General features: G+C 68.7%; 14 protein-coding genes. 8 read left to right on the top strand and 6 right to left on the bottom strand.

Translation table 11 applies throughout. The features are described from left to right. The first annotated feature begins 1 nt into the window (after position 1). Complete coding sequence (gene lpdA, locus SB786_RS32310; protein WP_410731010.1) at positions 2 to 1,393, top strand: dihydrolipoyl dehydrogenase; 1,392 nt, start codon at positions 2 to 4, stop codon at positions 1,391 to 1,393. A gap of 289 nt (positions 1,394 to 1,682) precedes the next feature. Here the strand turns inward: lpdA and SB786_RS32315 are convergent, their stop codons facing one another. Continuing rightward, complete coding sequence (locus SB786_RS32315) at positions 1,683 to 2,735, bottom strand: RNA-guided endonuclease InsQ/TnpB family protein (RefSeq protein WP_410731011.1); 1,053 nt, start codon at positions 2,733 to 2,735, stop codon at positions 1,683 to 1,685. Between the two features lie 119 nt (positions 2,736 to 2,854). Here SB786_RS32315 and SB786_RS32320 point away from each other — a divergent pair, with 119 nt between their 5' ends. The 3 genes from SB786_RS32320 to SB786_RS32330 all read left to right on the top strand — a co-directional run bounded on the left by SB786_RS32320 (position 2,855) and on the right by SB786_RS32330 (position 6,198). Then, a complete protein-coding gene (locus SB786_RS32320; RefSeq protein ID WP_410731012.1) occupies positions 2,855 to 3,484 on the top strand; it encodes an NAD(P)H-binding protein in 630 nt (209 codons plus the stop codon). A 341-nt stretch (positions 3,485 to 3,825) separates the two neighbouring features. Next, entirely contained in the window at positions 3,826 to 4,503 is a 678-nt protein-coding gene (locus tag SB786_RS32325; RefSeq protein ID WP_410731014.1) for an SOS response-associated peptidase family protein, read from the top strand. A gap of 264 nt (positions 4,504 to 4,767) precedes the next feature. Next, on the top strand, positions 4,768 to 6,198 hold the full coding sequence (locus tag SB786_RS32330) for a purine-cytosine permease family protein (RefSeq protein WP_410731015.1): 1,431 nt from the start codon (positions 4,768 to 4,770) through the stop codon (positions 6,196 to 6,198). Positions 6,199 to 6,444: 246 nt separating this feature from the next. On the opposite strand, the gene SB786_RS32335 is transcribed toward SB786_RS32330, so the two are convergent. Further along, the gene (locus SB786_RS32335; protein WP_410731016.1) at positions 6,445 to 7,401 is read right to left on the bottom strand and encodes a LysR family transcriptional regulator; all 957 of its coding nucleotides are present in this window, start codon (positions 7,399 to 7,401) and stop codon (positions 6,445 to 6,447) included. A gap of 186 nt (positions 7,402 to 7,587) precedes the next feature. Between SB786_RS32335 and SB786_RS32340 the strand changes: the two genes are divergently transcribed. Genes SB786_RS32340 through SB786_RS32350 form a run of 3 tightly spaced genes read left to right on the top strand, consistent with a single transcriptional unit; the run spans position 7,588 to position 11,248 of the window. After that, complete coding sequence (locus SB786_RS32340; protein ID WP_410731017.1) at positions 7,588 to 8,898, top strand: MFS transporter; 1,311 nt, start codon at positions 7,588 to 7,590, stop codon at positions 8,896 to 8,898. Between the two features lie 30 nt (positions 8,899 to 8,928). Further along, the gene (locus SB786_RS32345; protein WP_410731018.1) at positions 8,929 to 10,200 is read left to right on the top strand and encodes a Zn-dependent hydrolase; all 1,272 of its coding nucleotides are present in this window, start codon (positions 8,929 to 8,931) and stop codon (positions 10,198 to 10,200) included. Between the two features lie 25 nt (positions 10,201 to 10,225). Then, entirely contained in the window at positions 10,226 to 11,248 is a 1,023-nt protein-coding gene (locus SB786_RS32350) for a histone deacetylase family protein (protein WP_410731019.1), read from the top strand. Between the two features lie 120 nt (positions 11,249 to 11,368). Here SB786_RS32350 and SB786_RS32355 read toward each other — a convergent pair whose 3' ends face one another. Continuing rightward, positions 11,369 to 12,574: an MFS transporter gene (locus tag SB786_RS32355; RefSeq protein ID WP_410731020.1), complete on the bottom strand. Its 1,206-nt coding sequence runs from the start codon at positions 12,572 to 12,574 to the stop codon at positions 11,369 to 11,371. A 594-nt stretch (positions 12,575 to 13,168) separates the two neighbouring features. Beyond that, entirely contained in the window at positions 13,169 to 14,083 is a 915-nt protein-coding gene (locus tag SB786_RS32360; RefSeq protein ID WP_410731021.1) for a LysR family transcriptional regulator, read from the bottom strand. A gap of 164 nt (positions 14,084 to 14,247) precedes the next feature. Between SB786_RS32360 and SB786_RS32365 the strand changes: the two genes are divergently transcribed. Then, a complete protein-coding gene (locus SB786_RS32365; RefSeq protein ID WP_410731022.1) occupies positions 14,248 to 15,168 on the top strand; it encodes a pyridoxal-phosphate dependent enzyme in 921 nt (306 codons plus the stop codon). An 87-nt stretch (positions 15,169 to 15,255) separates the two neighbouring features. On the opposite strand, the gene SB786_RS32370 is transcribed toward SB786_RS32365, so the two are convergent. Continuing rightward, positions 15,256 to 16,326, bottom strand: coding sequence for a DUF2242 domain-containing protein (locus tag SB786_RS32370; RefSeq protein ID WP_410731023.1), 1,071 nt, complete (start codon positions 16,324 to 16,326; stop codon positions 15,256 to 15,258). A gap of 148 nt (positions 16,327 to 16,474) precedes the next feature. Next, entirely contained in the window at positions 16,475 to 17,368 is an 894-nt protein-coding gene (locus SB786_RS32375) for a LysR family transcriptional regulator (RefSeq protein WP_410731024.1), read from the bottom strand. Between the last annotated feature and the right edge of the window lie 35 nt (positions 17,369 to 17,403).

Consider the following 17,403-nt stretch of genomic DNA (forward strand, 5'->3'; position numbering starts at 1 on the left):
GATGGCGAACGAACACACCACGCTGCTCGTGATCGGCGGCGGTCCGGGCGGTTACGTCGCCGCGATTCGCGCGGGGCAGCTCGGCATTCCGACGGTGCTCGTCGAGCGCGAACGGCTCGGCGGCACGTGCCTGAACATCGGCTGCATTCCGTCGAAGGCGCTGATCCATGTCGCCGACGCGTTCGAGCAGGCGTGCGCGCAGGCCCGCGAAGGCATGCTCGGGATACGCGTGCGCGCGCCGGAGATCGACATCGCGAAAAGCGTCGCGTGGAAGGACGGGATCGTCGAGCGGCTCACGCGCGGCGTCGGCGCGCTGCTGAAGAAGCACGGCGTGCGCGTGCTGCAGGGCGACGCGCGCATCGTCGACGGCAAGACGGTCGATGTCGTCGCCGGTGACGGCACGACGCGCATCGCATGCGAACACCTGTTGCTCGCGACCGGTTCGGAACCGGTCGCGCTGCCGTCGATGCCGTTCGGCGGGCACGTCGTATCGTCGACTGACGCACTGTCGCCCGCGTCGTTGCCGACGCGGCTGGTCGTCGTCGGCGCCGGCTACATCGGGCTCGAACTCGGCACCGTCTATCGCAAGCTCGGCGTCGCGGTCAGCATCGTCGAAGCGGCCGAGCGCGTGCTGCCCGCGTACGACGCGGAACTCGCGAAGCCGGTCGCCGATTCGCTCGCGCGGCTCGGCGTCGGCTTGTGGCTGGGCCACACGGTGCTCGGTCTCGCGAGCGACGGCGCGGTGCGCGTGCAGGCGCCCGACGGCACGCAGAAGATGCTGCCGGCCGATCGCGTGCTGGTCGCGGTCGGCCGCCGGCCGCGCGTGGACGGCTTCGGGCTCGAAGCGTTGCCGCTCGATCGCAACGGCCGCGCGCTGTGCATCGACGACGAATGCCGGACCTCGATGCGCAACGTGTGGGCGATCGGCGACGTCGCGGGCGAGCCGATGCTCGCGCATCGCGCGATGGCGCAGGGCGAGATGGTGGCCGAGCGGATCGCGGGACGGCGTCGCAAGTTCACGCCCGCATCGATCCCGGCCGTATGCTTCACCGATCCCGAGGTCGTCACGTCCGGCTGGTCGCCCGACGACGCGAAGGCGGCCGGCGTCGACTGCATCAGCGCGTCGTTCCCGTTCGCGGCGAACGGGCGCGCGATGACGCTGCACGCGACCGACGGTTTCGTGCGCGTCGTCGCGCGGCGCGACACGCATCTGATCGTCGGCTGGCAGGCGGTCGGGCGCGGCGTGTCGGAACTGGCCGCGGCGTTCTCGCAGTCGCTCGAGATGGGCGCGCGGCTCGAGGACATCGGCGGCACGATCCACGCGCATCCGACGCTCGGCGAAGCGATGCAGGAGGCGGCATTGCGCGCGCTGGGACACGCGTTGCACGTGTGAACGCGCGTGGCCATCCGTCGCCGGACGAAGCCCCGCTGCGGCGCCGATCCGGACGGCTGGTGCGATCGCGATCGCGCTCGAGCATGCGCGGCTCGCGGGTCGCTGTTGACCCTCTCGCGTGAACCGTTCATCGTGTCGGTATCCCGTCCGATTCATCGGCTTCGAACGGGCGGCTCCGGCGCGATCCGGCATAGCGATGTGCCCCGTCGCACGGCTGCCGCTCACGGCCGGCCTGCACCGGCTTGCACCGGCCACACACGGAACAACCGCACTTGACGTCCTCACCCGCCTAAAGGCAGGTGATTCCCACACCTGGCGATGCACGTCCGCATCGGAGAATGTTCACCGCAGCGTTGGTATCTCGATCATGCACGACCCTACAGCCATCGCAGGCCCATTCTCTTATTCTCAGTCCCGCGATACCTTTCGGCCGCGTCGTGCTGTCTCTCGACCCGCACGCCGAACTGGACTGGGTAGAACCGCTTTCGTCGACTTCCTCGAACGTGGCCCCGTGCGCGATCGCTTTGTAACGGAGCTTGTTTCGGAAGGACGACCAGGACGCGTCGTAGACGCTCTTCGCCATCCTGGTTCTGGCAAGTTTGACGGCAGACACATTGCCAACCGCGAGGTAATCGAAGCGCCCCACCAGATCGAGCGCGAGCTTGTGCTGGAAATCGGCACGGGCATTCGCGACCTTGGCGTGCAACTTCGCGATATGCCGCTTGTGCTTTCGCGCCCGTTGAGCTTTCGCCAGTTTCTCCGCCGCGCGTCGGCCGAATCGGTCGTTGGGCAGCTTCTCGCCCGTCGAAAGTGTGGCGAAGTCTTTCAGGCCGAGATCGATGCCAACACCGGACCGGACCGGGCGGGCCTGCACATCGGGCATCTCGATCACGATGTTGAGAAACCAGTTGCCACGCGCATCCTGCGCAAAATTGGTCCCGTCCTTGATCTTTCCTTCGGGAAGCGGCCTGCTGTTGAACACGCGAAACGTGTTGCCGGCGAAACGGAACGCGTCACCCTCGCGCTTCAGGTCACGCCCCTTCAGCGGCACCCAGCCCAGCGATTTCCTGCCGCGATAGCGCAGGTAGGGCCGACGGTGCTGACTGCGCGACTTCGCGTATTGCTCGCACGTCGCGTTGATCGTGCCGGAGTGGATGCCGAGCGCCTTGCTACTGCCGGTGGTCAGCACGTTCAGATCGAATCCCGTCGGCCATTTCTTGCTCCACTTGAGCGCGTGCTTCTGCGTGTCGTTGCAGAAGTTCCAGACGTAGTTCACCGCACGGCTCTGCTTGTTAAGCAGTCCGTTGAGCGACTTCACGCGATAGCGGTAGACAAGAATCATGCCGGTGATCCTAACCCGTGGAAGAAGCTGCCTGTCAACAGCACGCCTTTCCTTCCCGCCATCCGCCCCGAAGGAAGTCCCCTTGGGGGAAATGGCGGGGTTTCTCGGAGCAAATTCTGATGAAACTGCTGCTCGTCGGCGCGACCGGACTCGTCGGGCGCCACGTCCTCGACCTCGCGCTGGCCGACGCGCGGGTAGACCAGGTCGTCGTGCTCGCGCGCCGGCCGTTGTCGCCTCATCCGAAGATGCGCGCCGTGACGGTCGACTTCGATCACCTGCCCGAGGCGGCCGACTGGTGGCAGGCCGATGCAGTGATCTGCACGCTCGGCACCACGATGCGGGTCGCGGGTTCGCAGGTCGCATTCCGCCGCGTCGATCACGACTATCCGCTCGCGGTCGCGCGCCTCGCGCACCGGTCCGGCACGCCGACCTACGTGCTGAATTCCGCGCTCGGCGCGGACCCGGCGTCGCGCATCTTCTACAACCGTGTGAAGGGCGAAGTCGAGCGTGCGCTCGCGGGCATCGGGTTCGCGTCGCTCACCTGCGTGCGGCCGGGCCTGATCGGCGGCAGCCGCGACGAGTTCCGGTTCGGCGAACGGATGATGGCGCTGGCGCTCGGTACCGCCGGGCCGCTGTTGCCGCCGAAGTGGCGCGTGAATCCCGCGCCGCGCATCGCCCGCGCGCTGCTCGGTGCCGCGATCGATGCGCGCCCGGGCGTGCATGTCATCGGATCGGAACGGCTCGCCTGAACCGGAACGGGCGACGTGGTGCCGATGCACGTGGTCGGCACGGGTGAACGGACGGACGTGCGCGCGGGCTATTTGCGCATGAAGCCGTCCAGCGGAACGCGTCCAGTGTTTCGCCGCCGTCGCTGTCGCCCAGCGTCTCGAGCTGGAATTCGACCGCATGGCTCATGCTTGCTCGCGAGCGGCCCGCGCATCTTTGCTGCCGGCAAAAGTGGAAGCAATGACCGATCGACGCTCCGATCCACTTGCACACGTAAGACTGTTTCGTCATACCAGCCGATTGCGCCAACACGGCATGCACACTGACCTACGATGAAGACATCGCGTCCATCGTCTGCCGAACCGTGTGCACTCACTACCGCGCCCCCGATGAAGACCCGGGCATCAGCGAGCTGAAGCTGGGCATCGGCGACCTGTTTCGCCGCGACCCTTGGGAACCCGACGTGTATCCCGATTACGCGGCCCCCATCGCGCGTGCAGACGGCGACGGCCTCGCGGTCGTGAGCGCGGTGTTCGGCTTCTGGCCGAAGTTCATGCAGCCCGCGCGTCTCGACGAGAACGGCCGCAAGCGAAAGAAGCTCGATACGGTGAACGCGCGCGCGGAAACGGTCGGCTCGTCGCGGCTCTACAGCACCGCCTGGCGCAACGGCCAGCGTTGCCTGATTCCGGTGCGCTGGATCTTCGAACCGTGCTACGAGACGGGCCGCAACGTGTGGCACCGGATCGGCGTCGCCGGCTGGCAACCGTGCTGCGTCGCCGGCATCTGGCGCAGCTTCGTCACCGCCGACGGCCGCGAGCGAATCGGCATGACGATGCTCACGGTCAATGCCGACGATCACCCCGTGTTCGCGCGCATGCATCGGCCCGGCGACGAGAAGCGGGGCGTCGTGATCCTGCGCCGCGGCGATCACGACGAATGGCTGCACGCACGCGACGTCGAGGCCGTGCGCCGCTTGCTGACGCTCCTTCCCGCCGACGACATGGTCGCCGAGCCCGAGCAGGCGTCGCCCGCCGGCACCTGAGCTTTCATTTTTCCTACGCGCGACCGGCGACGCCGCAGGTCGGACGCGTGCCGTTTTCCGACACGTTTCATAAATCGTCGAACACCCGGGTAATCACCGATATCACGCAAGTTGTATATACAAGAATATCCGCTGGCAATGCCGGCGCACGTCGGCGACCCACGGCGCGCCGCACCCGGCGAGCCGAAAGGGCGCCCCGGCAGGTTTGCCGTTTCCCGTCTCGTCCGAACCATTCGCGATCCTCAGTATCTTGGAGATTTTCCCGTGTCAACGAATCCCAGTGGAAAAGCCGGCGGTCTGATCGAGGTACGCTCGATCGATTTCATTCCCGACGCCGAACGCCACGGCGGCCTGCTGAGCCAGTTCACGCTGTGGCTGTCGGCGAACATGCAGATCACGGCCATCGTCACGGGGGCGCTCGCGGTCGTGCTCGGCGGCGACGTGTTCTGGTCGCTGGTCGCGCTGCTGCTCGGTCAGATCGTCGGCGGCGCGGTGATGGCGCTGCACGGCGCGCAGGGGCCGCAGCTCGGGCTGCCGCAGATGATCTCGAGCCGCGTGCAATTCGGCGTCTATGGCGCGATGATCCCGATCGTGCTCGTGTGCCTGATGTACATCGGCTTTTCCGCCAGCGGCTCGGTGCTCGCCGGGCAGGCCGTCGCGCAACTGCTGCACGTCGACGACGCGGCCGGCATCCTGCTGTTCGCGGCCGTGATCGTCGTGCTGACGGTGTTCGGCTATCGCGCGATCCACTTCGTCGGCCGGATCGCGAGCGTGGTCGGCATCGTCGCGTTCGTGTACATGTTCGCGCAGCTGTTCGCGAACCATGACGTCGGCGCGCTGCTCGCGAACAAGCACTTCTCGCTCGCGAGCTTCCTGCTGTCGATGTCGCTGTCCGCGTCGTGGCAGATCGCGTTCGGCCCGTACGTCGCCGACTATTCGCGTTATCTGCCGCGCTCGACGTCGTCGGTCGCGACGTTCCTCGCGGTCGGCCTCGGCGCGGTGATCGGCGCGCAGGCCGCGATGGTGTTCGGCGTGTTCGCGGCCGCACTGGCCGGCAGCCAGTTCGCACACCACGAGGTGTCGTACATCGTCGGGCTCGGCTCGACGGGCGCGGTTGCCGCACTGCTGTACTTCAGCATCGCGTTCGGCAAGGTGACGGTGACCGCGCTCAACGCCTACGGCAGCTTCATGTCGATGGCGACGATCGTCAGCGGCTTTCGCGGCAAGCATGCGGTGTCGTCGAAGAGCCGTCTCGTCTACATCTTCGGGATGATCTGCGTGTCGACGCTGATCGCGCTCGCCGGCCGTCATTCGTTCCTGAAGGAATTCACCGCGTTCATCCTGTTCCTGCTCGCGTTCTTCACGCCGTGGAGCGCGATCAACCTGGTCGACTACTACTGCTTCACGCGCTCGCGCTACGACGTGCCGGCGCTGTCCGATCCGGATGGCCGCTACGGCCGCTGGAACGTGATGGCGATCACGATCTACGTGGTCGGCATCCTGGTGCAGGTGCCGTTCATGTCGACGCACATCTACACGGGCGCACTCGTCGACGCGCTCGGCGGCACCGACATCTCGTGGATCCTCGGCCTCGTCGTGCCGGCCGTGCTGTACTACGTCGGCGCACGTGCGTCGCGACGCAGCATCCCCGAGCGGCTGATCCTGCCGCTCGAGCGCGGCGAGGTTCACCACTGACGCATCGCGCATCGCGTCGCGTCGCCCGTCGGGCCTGCCTTGCGCCGGCCCGAGCGGCCCGCCGCGCCGCATCCGGCGCCACCGGCAGCCGCACTGCACACACCTTCGTTGTTCGCGATGCCGGCATGGCGGACCACCGTGGCCGGCGTCGTTCCCTTCAAGCACGCGGCGTTCGTCGCGCGGCAGTAGCCGAAGCACGCGACGGCGAACACGACCTTCCTTTCGCGGACGCGCATAATCGCGCAACTACATCCCCAGCCGTTCGGTAAGCGAATGACGCTGCATGCAGCGCTCCATCGCGTCGAGGAACGCGTGCTCGGCCGCGTTCATCTTGCGGTCGCGATGCCACAGCAGGAACACGTCGACGTCGACGAGGCCGTCGTCGGGCGGCAGCCGCCACAGCCGTTGCTGCGCGATGTCGTCGCGCACGATGTGCTCGGGCAGGCAGCCGATCCCGTAGCCGGCGAAGATCAGCCGCCGCACTTCGTCGAGGCTCGGCGACGATGCGACGATCCGCCCGGTAAAACCCTTCTGGTCGCGGAACACGGTGAGCGGCGACAGGCTGTCGCCGATCTGGTCGCTCGTGAACGACACGAAGTTTTCCGCGAGCAGGTCGTCCATCCGCAATTGCGTCTGCCCGAACAGCCGGTGATGGCGCCCGCAGTAGATCGCGTAGCGCTGGCGCAGGAAGCAGCGCATCTCCAGCTTGTCGTGCGGCGTGCGGCACAGGCCGAGCCCGGCGGTGGCTGTCTTCTGCAGCAGCGACGACAGGATGTCCGACGAGCGCATCACTTCGATCTGCAGATCGATGCGCGGATACGCGCGATGGAACTCGGCGAGGAATTCGTCGTAGACGGGCGACTCGATGCGGCTCACCGTCAGCAGCCGGATCGAACCGGTGAGATCGGCCGTGCTGTCGTCGAGCTCCGTTTCGAGCCGCGACACGCCGCCATAGATGTCGCTCGCGATCCGGTATACGGCTTCGCCCGCCGGCGTCGGTGCGAAGTGCGCGCCGCGCCGCTCGATCAGCTTTCGCGCGAGCGTGTCCTCGAGCCGCCGCAGCGCCTGGCTCACGGCCGGCTGCGTCACGTGCAGGCGCGCGGCCGCGCGGCTCACGCTGCGCTCCTGCATGATCACCAGGTAGGTGCGCAGCAGGTTCCAGTCGAGGCGGTCGTTGAGGAAGGGGACGAGGTCGGCGCGCATCGGGTCTCCGGGCGAAGCAGCGGGCTGGTCATTAGCAGAATTTATACGTGGAATAATAACTTGAAATTTGACTAATGATTTGCGGTCGCCGATAAAGGAGGCGCGCCGCACCGTGCGGCGCGACGCCGCGACAGACGGCCGGCCATCACGATATTGCGCGTGCCGCGGCGCGCGACAGGAGCCCGCATGACCCAGTCCCTTCCTTCCGCCCGCCAGCCGGCGCGTGCCGCGACGGCCGCGTTCATCGGCACGATGATCGAGTGGTACGACTTCTACATCTACGCGACCGCCGCCGCGCTCGTGTTCGGCGAACTTTATTTCCCGTCGCATGACCGCTTCGTGAGCACGATGGCGTCGTTCGCGACGTTCGCGGTGGGCTTCTTCGCGCGCCCCCTCGGCGGCATCGTGTTCGGCCACCTCGGCGACCGCATCGGCCGCAAGAAGGCGCTGATGACGACGCTGATGATGATGGGCGTCGCGACCGTGTGCGTCGGGCTGCTGCCCGACTATTCGCAGGTCGGCATGCTCGCGCCGGTGCTGCTGATCGTGCTGCGCGTCGTGCAGGGGATCGCCGTCGGCGGCGAATGGGGCGGCGCGGTGCTGATGGCGGGCGAACACGCGCCGCAGGGCCGCCGCACGTTCTTCGCATCGTTCGCGCAGCTCGGCAGCCCGGCCGGGCTGATCCTGTCGCTGATCGCGTTTCGCGCGGTCACGTCGATGGACAAGGCCGATTTCCTCGCATGGGGCTGGCGCCTGCCGTTTCTCGCGAGCTCGGCGCTGCTCGTCGTCGGCATCCTGATCCGGCTCGGCGTGAACGAGTCGCCGGAATTCGCGCGGGTGAAGGAAGCGAACCGCACCGTGAAGCTGCCTGTGGCCGAAGTGTTGCGCTCCGCGTCGGGGCTCGTGCTGCTCTGCATCGGCGCGAACACCATCGGGATCGCGGGCGTCTATTTCACCAACACGTTCATGATCGCGTACACCACGCAGTACGTCGGCGTGTCGCGCTCGCTGATCCTCGACAGCCTGTTCGCGGTCGCGATCATCCAGTTCATCGCGCAGCCGCTCGCCGCGTGGATTGCCGAGCGTATCGGCGGCGCGCGTTTCCTGAAGATCGCCGCGTTGCTCGCGATGCTGTCGCCGTACCCGATGTTCATGCTCGTGCAGGGCGGCACGTCCGCGTCGCTCGTCGCCGGCATCGCGCTCGCGGTCGTGTGCATGGCCGGTTTCTATTCGGTGATCGCCGGCTTCGTGAGCGGCGTGTTTCCCGCGCACGTGCGCTATTCGGCGATCTCGCTCGCGTACCAGGTGTGCGGCGCGATCGCGGGCGGCCTGACGCCGCTCGTCGGCACCTGGCTCGCGCATCGCTTCGCGGGCCAGTGGTGGCCGCTCGCGGTGTTCTACACGTGTCTCGCCGGCATCTCGCTGCTTTGCATCGTCGCCCTCGACGCGCGACGCGCGGGCCGGCCGGCCGCGGCCGAAGCGCTCGGCTCGCACTGACCCTCGACGAACGAATTCATCGGAGTGCAAATGAAAGACCTGTTGGAAATCGACGGCGCTCGCCTGTGGCGGAGCCTGGCCGACATGGCGCGCATCGGCGCGACGCCGCGCGGCGGCGTGCGGCGCCTCGCGCTGACCGACGACGACCGGCGCGGGCGCGACCTGTTCGCGCAGTGGTGCCGCGACGCGGGGATGACGGTGAGCGTCGACGCGGTCGGCAACCTGTTCGCGCGGCGCGACGGCGCCGATGCGCAGGCCGCGCCGGTGCTGATCGGCAGCCATCTCGACACGCAGCCCGAAGGCGGGCGCTTCGACGGCGTGTACGGCGTGCTCGCCGGGCTCGAAGTCGTGCGCACGCTGAACGATGCGGGCATCGTGACCGGCAAGCCGCTCGAGATCGTGTCGTGGACCAACGAGGAGGGCGCGCGTTTCGCGCCGGCGATGCTCGGCTCGGCCGTGTTCACGGGCGCGCTGCCGCTCGACGACGCGCTCGCGAAGCAGGACGCCGACGGCATCACGCTCGGCGCCGCGCTGGACGCGTGCGGCTGTCGCGGCACGCGCGCGCCGGGCGGCGCGGTCGACGCGTATTTCGAAGCGCATATCGAACAGGGGCCCGTGCTCGAGGCGAACGGCACGACGATCGGCATCGTCACGGGCGGGCAGGCGATCCGTTGGCTCGACGTGCGCGTGACGGGCGTGGCCGCGCATGCGGGCACGACGCCGATGCCGTATCGCAAGGACGCGTATTTCGCGAGCGCGCAGATGGCGCTCGAACTGGAGCGCATCGTCGCCGGCCACGCGCCGCGCGGGCTCGCGACGATCGGCCAGGTCGGCATCCGCAACGCGTCGCGCAACACGATCGCCGGCGACGTGACGTTCACCGTCGACCTGCGCCATCACGACGATGCGCAAGTCGATGCGATGGAGCACGCGCTGCGCGACGCATGCGCGCGCGTGGCCGCCGCGCGCGGCGTGCAGGTCGCGATCGATACCGGCTGGCGCAGCCCCGCGACGCCGTTCGACCGCGGCTGTGTCGACCTGGTCGCGCAGGCGGCGGATGCATTCGGCTATACGAACGAACGGATCGTCAGCGGCGCCGGTCACGATGCGATCCTGCTCGCGCGCCGCGTGCCGACCGCGATGGTGTTCATCCCGTGCGTCGACGGGCTGTCGCACAACGAGGCCGAGGATGCGCTGCCCGACGACGTGACGCGCGGCACGAACGTGCTGCTCAACGCGGTGCTCGCGCGGGCGGGCGTTGAGACGTCCGTTGCCGCAGCGGCGGCCGCGCACGATGCATGACGCGACGAATCGACGAGGACTACCGATGAAAACCTATTTCCACCCCGAACAGCTGCTGCACCATCCGCGCACCTACCTGTCGCGCGGCAGGATGCGCGAGCCGCAGGAAATACCCGAGCGCGCGGCGCGGCTGGTCGCCGCAGTGCGTTCGCTCGACTTCGACGTGCGCGAGCCGGCCGACCGCGGCACCGCGCCGATCGCGGCCGTGCACGACATGAACTACCTGCGCTTTCTGGAGGAAGCGCACCGCGACTGGAAACGGATGCCCGACGACTGGGGCGACGAAGTGATGTCGAACGTGTTCGTACGCGATCCGAACCCGCTGCGCGGCGTGCTCGCGAAAGCCGCGCGCTATCTCGCCGACGGCAGTTGCCCAGTCGGCGCGAACACGTGGCGCGCGGCGTACTGGTCGGCACAGAGCGCGCTCGCGGCCGCGGCGGACGTCAACGACGGCGCGCGCGACGCGTACGCGCTGTGCCGCCCGCCCGGCCATCACGCGCGCCGCGACGCGGCCGGCGGCTTCTGCTACCTGAACAACGCGGCGATCGCCGCGCAGGCGCTGCTCGGCCGCCATCGGCGCGTCGCGATCCTCGACACCGACATGCATCACGGGCAGGGCGTGCAGGAGATCTTCTACGGCCGCGACGACGTGCTGTACGTGTCGATCCACGGCGACCCGACCAATTTCTATCCGGTCGTCGCCGGTTACGAGGAAGAGACGGGCGCGGGGGCCGGCGACGGCTACAACCTGAACCTGCCGATGCCGCACGGTGCGCACGAGTCGACCTTCTTCGAGCGGCTCGACGACGCGCTGCACGCGCTCTCGCGGTTCCAGCCGGATGCGCTCGTGCTCGCGCTCGGCTTCGACATCTACAAGGACGACCCGCAATCGCAGGTGGCCGTCACGACCGACGGGTTCGGCCGGCTCGGCGGCGCGATCGGTGCGCTCGGCTTGCCGACGGTGATCGTGCAGGAGGGCGGTTATCACCTCGAGAGCCTCGATGCGAACGCACGTGCGTTCTTCGGCGGGTTCGCCGCCACGCGCTGATTCGTCGACACGGCGGCCGCGATGCGCGGCCCGTCAGCGACAACGCCCGCGTCGGCATCCCGGCGCGGGCGTTGTTCATTTATGGTGCCGCGTATCGGCACCATGCGGGTCGCGGTGCGCTTACGAGTTCGCGGCGACCGGCGCGCGGCGGCGTTGCATCCTCTGCAGTGCGACCAGCGCGAGACCTGCCGCGGCAATCAGCCCGCCGACGAGCGGCACGGCCGCGTAGCCGAAGCCGGCCGAGATCGCCGCGCCGCCGGCCGCCGCGCCGACTGCGTTGCCGAGGTTGAACGCGCCGATGTTGACGGCCGATGCGAGGCCCGGCGCTTCGTGTGCGGCACGCATCACGCGCATCTGCAGCGGCGGGACCACCGCGAACGTCGCGACACCCCACACCAGCAGCGTGGCCGCCGCGCCGACATGCGTGCGGGCGAGCAACGGGAACCCGGCCATCGTCACGATCAGCAGCACCAGGAAGCCGATCAGCGTGCCGTCGAGCGAGCGGTCGGCGAGGCGGCCGCCGGCGATGTTGCCGATCGAGAAGCCGACGCCGATCAGCACGAGCATCGCGGTCACGAAACCGGGCGTCGCGCCGGTCAGGTGTTCGAGCGTCGGGGCGACGTACGTGTAGAGCGTGAACATCGCGCCGGCGCCGAGCACCGTGGTCGCGAGCGCGCCGAGCACGACGGGGCGCGTGAGCACCGACAGTTCGGCACGCAGGTTCGGCATCTTGCCGGCGTCGCCCTTCGGCAGCGCGGCGAACAGGCCGGCGATCGCGATCAGGCCGAGCGCGGCGGTGGCCGCGAACGACATGCGCCAGCCGATCATCTGGCCGAGCCAGGTTGCGGCCGGCACGCCGCCGACGTTCGCGATCGTGAGGCCCATGAACATCGTCGCGACGGCGCTGGCCTGCCGTTCACGCGGCACGAGGCCGGCCGCGACCACCGAGCCGAGCCCGAAGAACGCGCCGTGGTTGAGACTCGTGACGAGTCGTGCGAGCAGCAGCGTCGTGTAGTCCGGCGCGATGGCCGACAGCAGGTTGCCGATCGTGAAGATCGACATCAGCGCGATCAGCGCCGAACGCCGCGACCAGCGCGCGAGCAGTAGCGTCATCAGCGGCGCGCCGACCATCACGCCGATCGCATACGCGCTGATCAGCATGCCGGCCTGCGGAATCGACACGTGTACGCCGTCGGCGATCACGGGCAGCAGGCCCATTGGCGAGAACTCGGTCGTGCCGATGCCGAACGCACCGGCGGCGAGCGCCAGCAGCGGCAGCGCGGCGCTGCCGCCCGGGCGGGAAGGAGAAGAAGTCGTGGGGTTCACGCGATGCGCTCCTGTAAGCGTTGGGCAACGGCATCGGCCGTTGTGGACAGGGTGAAGTGTGCCTGCATGACTTTTGCGGAAAAAGCCGTATCCGGGCGAAATTATCTTGATTTCGTGTCAATAATGCGGGCTTGTGGCGGCGGGCGCGCACGGCCGGTGGCCTGGCGCTGCCGGGGCGTCGGGGCAGGACAGCCGGCCCGTGGTGGGGCAAGCGCGTCATGCTTCCCGCCGATCCTGTACCGACGCGGCTCGTGGCAAAAAAAGCCCCGGTCACAGGGGGACCGTGACCGGGGCGGGAAGGCATCCTCTCTTTGGCACGAGGGTTGGATGCGGGCGCAGTATATTTCGCGGCATAACGATTCGAAATGACGTTAAACGGCCGTTTTTGGTGTCAATTTAAAAATAGCGATGCGGCCGTGCAGATCGTCATGAATCTGAAAGAATTTTCGTGCGTTGGAGGCGATGTTTACGTGCGATGACAGCGAAGCCGGCGGTCGTCACGCGGCGCGACCGCGAAGCCGGCCGGATCCGCGGCCGGCCATGCTGCAGAATCCGTCGCCCGCGCGCGGGTTGAGCCCGCCGGCGTTCGTTCGGTCAATCGGCGTGGTGGCCGGCCGCGTCGCGCACGGCGTCGAGAAACCGCGCGACGACGGGGGAAGCGGGCGCCGCCGCGCCGTCGAACACGAACTCGATGTCGAAGCGGCTCGCGAGTTCGTCGAGCGCGACGAGCCGGACCGTGCGCGGGCACGTCGGCGACGCGCTTTCCGGCACGAAGGCACAACCCATGCCGGCCGCGACGAGCCCGATCAGCGTCGGGATGTCGCTGCCGACCTGCGCGATGCGCGGCGTGAAGCCCGCGCGTTCGCACTGCGCCATCAGGAAGCGATGGTGCGCAGCGGAGCGCACCGCGTCGAACCACACGAACGGTTCGTGCGCGACGTCGGCGAGCGTGCGCGGCGCGTGAAAGCGCCCGCCGGGCGGCGCGGGCATCGCCAGCACGAATCGGTCGCTCAGCAGCCGCACGCCCGACAGTTGCGGTGCCTCGTCGCGGCGCCACGCCATGATGCCGCCGTCGAGCTGGCCGCGCATCAGCGCCGCCGCCTGCTCGGCCGACAGCATCGGCGCGATCGACAGCTTCACGTCAGGACACGCGTCGCGAAACGCCTTGAGCACGTTCGCGACGACCGGCAGCGGCAGGCAGTTCGGCAGCGCGCCAAGCCGCAGTTCGCCGAGCTGGCCGGCCGCGCTGCGCAACGCGCGTTCGCGGCTGTCCTGCAACGTCGCGAGCAGGCCCGTCGCATCCTGCAGGAAACTCGCGCCGGCCGCCGTGAGCGTGACGCCCGTCGTGCGGCGGATCAGCAGCGGCGTACCGATCGCGTCCTCGAGCTCGCGGATCTGCCGCGACAGCGCAGGCTGGACGATGCCGGCCGCGCGGGCGCCGGCCATCACGCTGCCGGCTTGCGCGACCGCCACGAAGTAACGCAGGTGACGCAGTTCGATCTGGCGCATGCGCGGTAGGCTCCGGTTTCGATGAGGGGGATATGCTGGTCAAGCATAGCAAGGGTCATCCGATGGTATTGGAAAGTATGGCTGGCCTGCCGTACGATGGGCGCCGTTGCCGGGCCTGTTCACAGGCTGCGTGCGTTTCCTTCGTTCCCACTGTGTCCCGCACCATGCCGCTTCATATCCCGACCCCCTATATCCGTTCGCAAATCGCGTCGCGCCGCCTCGGCACGAACATCCGGCTGAAGCTCGACGCGCTGCAGCCGTCCGGTTCGTTCAAGTTACGCGGCATCGGCGCGGTTTGCGAAGCGCGGCATGCGGCCGGCGCGCGCCGGTTCGTGTCGTCGTCGGGCGGCAATGCGGGCATCGCGGTGGCGTATTGCGGTCGTGAACTCGGCGTGCCGGTGCTCGTCGTCGTGCCGGAAACCGCGTCGGCCCGCGCGCGCGATCTGATTCGTGTCGAAGGCGCGGAGGTGGTCGTGCACGGCGCGAGCTGGACGGAGGCGAATGCGTTCGCGCTGTCGGCCGTCGGCGCGCAGGACGCGTTCGTGCATCCGTTCGACGACCCCGTGCTGTGGCAAGGGCACGCGACGATGATCGACGAGATGGCGGTGACCGGCCCGAAGCCCGACGCGGTCGTGCTTGCGGTCGGCGGCGGCGGGCTGCTGTGCGGGGTGCTCGCGGGGCTCGCGCGTAACGGCTGGCACGACGTGCCGGTGGTCGCGGTCGAGACGGCGGGCGCCGACAGCTATGCGCGCTCGGTCGCGCAGGGGCGCGCGGTCGAATTGCCGGCGATCACGAGCATCGCGACGACGCTCGGCGCGAAGCGGCCGTGCGACGCTGCGGTCGAATGGACGACGCGGCATGCGATTCATCCGGTCGTCGTGTCGGATGCGCAGGCGGTGGCGGCGTCGTTGCGGTTCGTGGACGAGCACCGGATCGTCGTCGAGCCGGCGTGCGGCGCGGCGCTGGCCGCGCTCGAACAGTCGGTGCCGGTGCTTGCGTCGGCGTTGGACATCGCGGTGATCGTGTGCGGCGGCGTGACGGCGACGGTCGAGCAACTGCAGACGTTGAACGCGACGCTGCGGTAACGTGCAGACGCAGACGCAGACGCAGACGCACGTCACGCGGCGCAGCCGGACGACGTTGCAGAAGAAGCCGTAACGGCGCCTGTACAGTTAGTTTGCGGCAGGTGCGCTGGCGCCGGACGGCGCGGACGTGGCGAGGGGAGCGGCCGGCGGCGACGCGGGCGCTTTGTCTGCGGCCGTCGCAGCGGCGCTCGACGACGCGGTTGCGGATGCCGCGGGCGCGGGCGTGGCCGATACCGGCGTTGCCGCCGCCACCGTGGCAGCCACAGGCGTCGATGCGGCCGGCATCGAAGCCGAAGCGGGTGTCGGAGCAGCAGAAGCAGGTGCCGAAGCCGGCAGCGGGGCCGAAGCCGGCACCGCTGCCCCACCGGCCCCCGGCACGATCCCGCGCATCGCGCCCGGCGCGACCACGGCCGATGCCCCCGCGGGCGCGGCCGGCACGACGGACGTACCCGGCGTCGGCGCGACGCTCGGCACCGACAGCGGCACCGGCGCGGCCGGCGGTGTCGGCACGGCAGGCGTCGTCATCTTGATCGGCTCGCCTTGCGGCGTGGGCGCGGGTTCGGGCAGCGGCGCGACGGGTTCCTTCTCGGCCGCTTTCACGGTGGCGCGATCGCGGCGGGCGGGATCGATCTTCAGGAAATGCTCGACGAGATTGAAGAAGCGCTCGTAGAACACGCCGGCGGGAATCGTCTCGCTCGCGGTCTTCACGAGCGCGTCGTCGCTCGAGCCGATCGGCAGCGACAGCGAACCGAACACGCTGAGCCCGACGCTTGCCGACGTATTCGACTTCTTCAGCGTGTAGCGGTCCTGCACCGCGTTCACGTACGCGATGCTCGACGTGCCGTCCGCGTTCGCGTCCGCGCACACGACGTGAAACTCGATCACGACGTGCATGTCGTTGTTCGGCTGGAAATTCTTGCTGCCGTCGACCGCATCGTTGCGCGACGACGACACGACATAGCCCTGGCTCAGCAGCGCGCGACGCGCGGCCTCGCAGGCCGCGTCGGATTTCGAGTGGAACGTGTGCGCATACGGGCTGCTCGTCGCGTCGAACTGCTCCTGCTGGTAGATCGGCTTGGGCGGCGACGAGCACGCCGCCAGCACGGTCGCGGCCGCGAGCGCGCACGAAACGGAAAACAGGCGAAATCGGTTGTGCATGGCGTCTTTCAAAAGGCTCGGCGAAATGCCGTGCGGGGCGGTGGGCGCCGCCCACATGATCCCGCGCAACGGCTGTGCCGGTGCACGGCGCTTGGCAATCTCGTATGGCCGGGGCGTCATTATAGTTTCGTTTGATGTCGCGCTTGCTTCAGCCGGCCGGCGCCGGCCGCGCGACGGCGAGCAATTGCGACACGAGCGGATGGTGTTCGCCGCGCCGCGAGCGGATCGCGTGGATTTCCTCGGTCACGTCGCCCGCACGGCCGAGCCGGCGCAGCCCGCGCAACAGCGACGCGTCGTTCGCGCCGAGTTCGCTGAGCGGAAACATGCCGAGGCCGCGCGCCGCGAACACGGCCATCAGCGCGCTGTCCTCGAATTCCCCGGCCACCCGGGGCACGATCCGTTCCCGCTCCAGCCAAAGGTCGAGGCGCGCGCGCAGCGCGGAATGGGCGGTCGGCAGCAATACCGGCAGCTCGGCGAGGCAGTGCGGGAAGCGCTGCCGCGCGGCGGGCGTGACGAGCGCCGCAGGGCCGTACCAGTCGACCGGCGACGCGACGAGCCGCTCGCTCGTCACGCGCAGATTCGACCCCGAAGGCGCGCCCTGGCCGGCCAGCACGAGATCGAGGTGATGCAGCGCCAGTTCCGCGAGCAGCGCGTCGTGCTCGCCCTCGTGACACAGCAGCCGAAGCGTGGGCGTGTCGAGCACCGGCGCGAGGATCGCATGCGCGGCCAGCTTCGAGATCCCGTCCGCGAGGCCGACCGCGAGCCGCACGGTCGGCTGGCTGGCCGCCGCGCGCACTTCGTCGGGGATCAGCCGGCCCATCTCGAAAATAACCTCTGCGCGCGCATACGCGGCTTGGCCCGCATCGGTCATCGTGACACCGCGCCCGGCCGGGCGCAGCAACTGGTGGCCGAGCGACTTCTCCAGCTCGCGCACCTGCGCGCTGATCGTCTGCACGGCCATGTCGAGCCGCTCGGCGGCGCGCGCGAAGCCGCCTTCCTTCACGACGACCCAGAAATAGTACAGATGGCGAAAATTCAGCATCGAATCGAGATTTCGGAAAAACCGAACCAAAGATC

Origin of the sequence: Burkholderia sp. SIMBA_062 (genome assembly GCF_046534765.1) — a bacterium.
Lineage (GTDB): Bacteria > Pseudomonadota > Gammaproteobacteria > Burkholderiales > Burkholderiaceae > Burkholderia > Burkholderia ambifaria.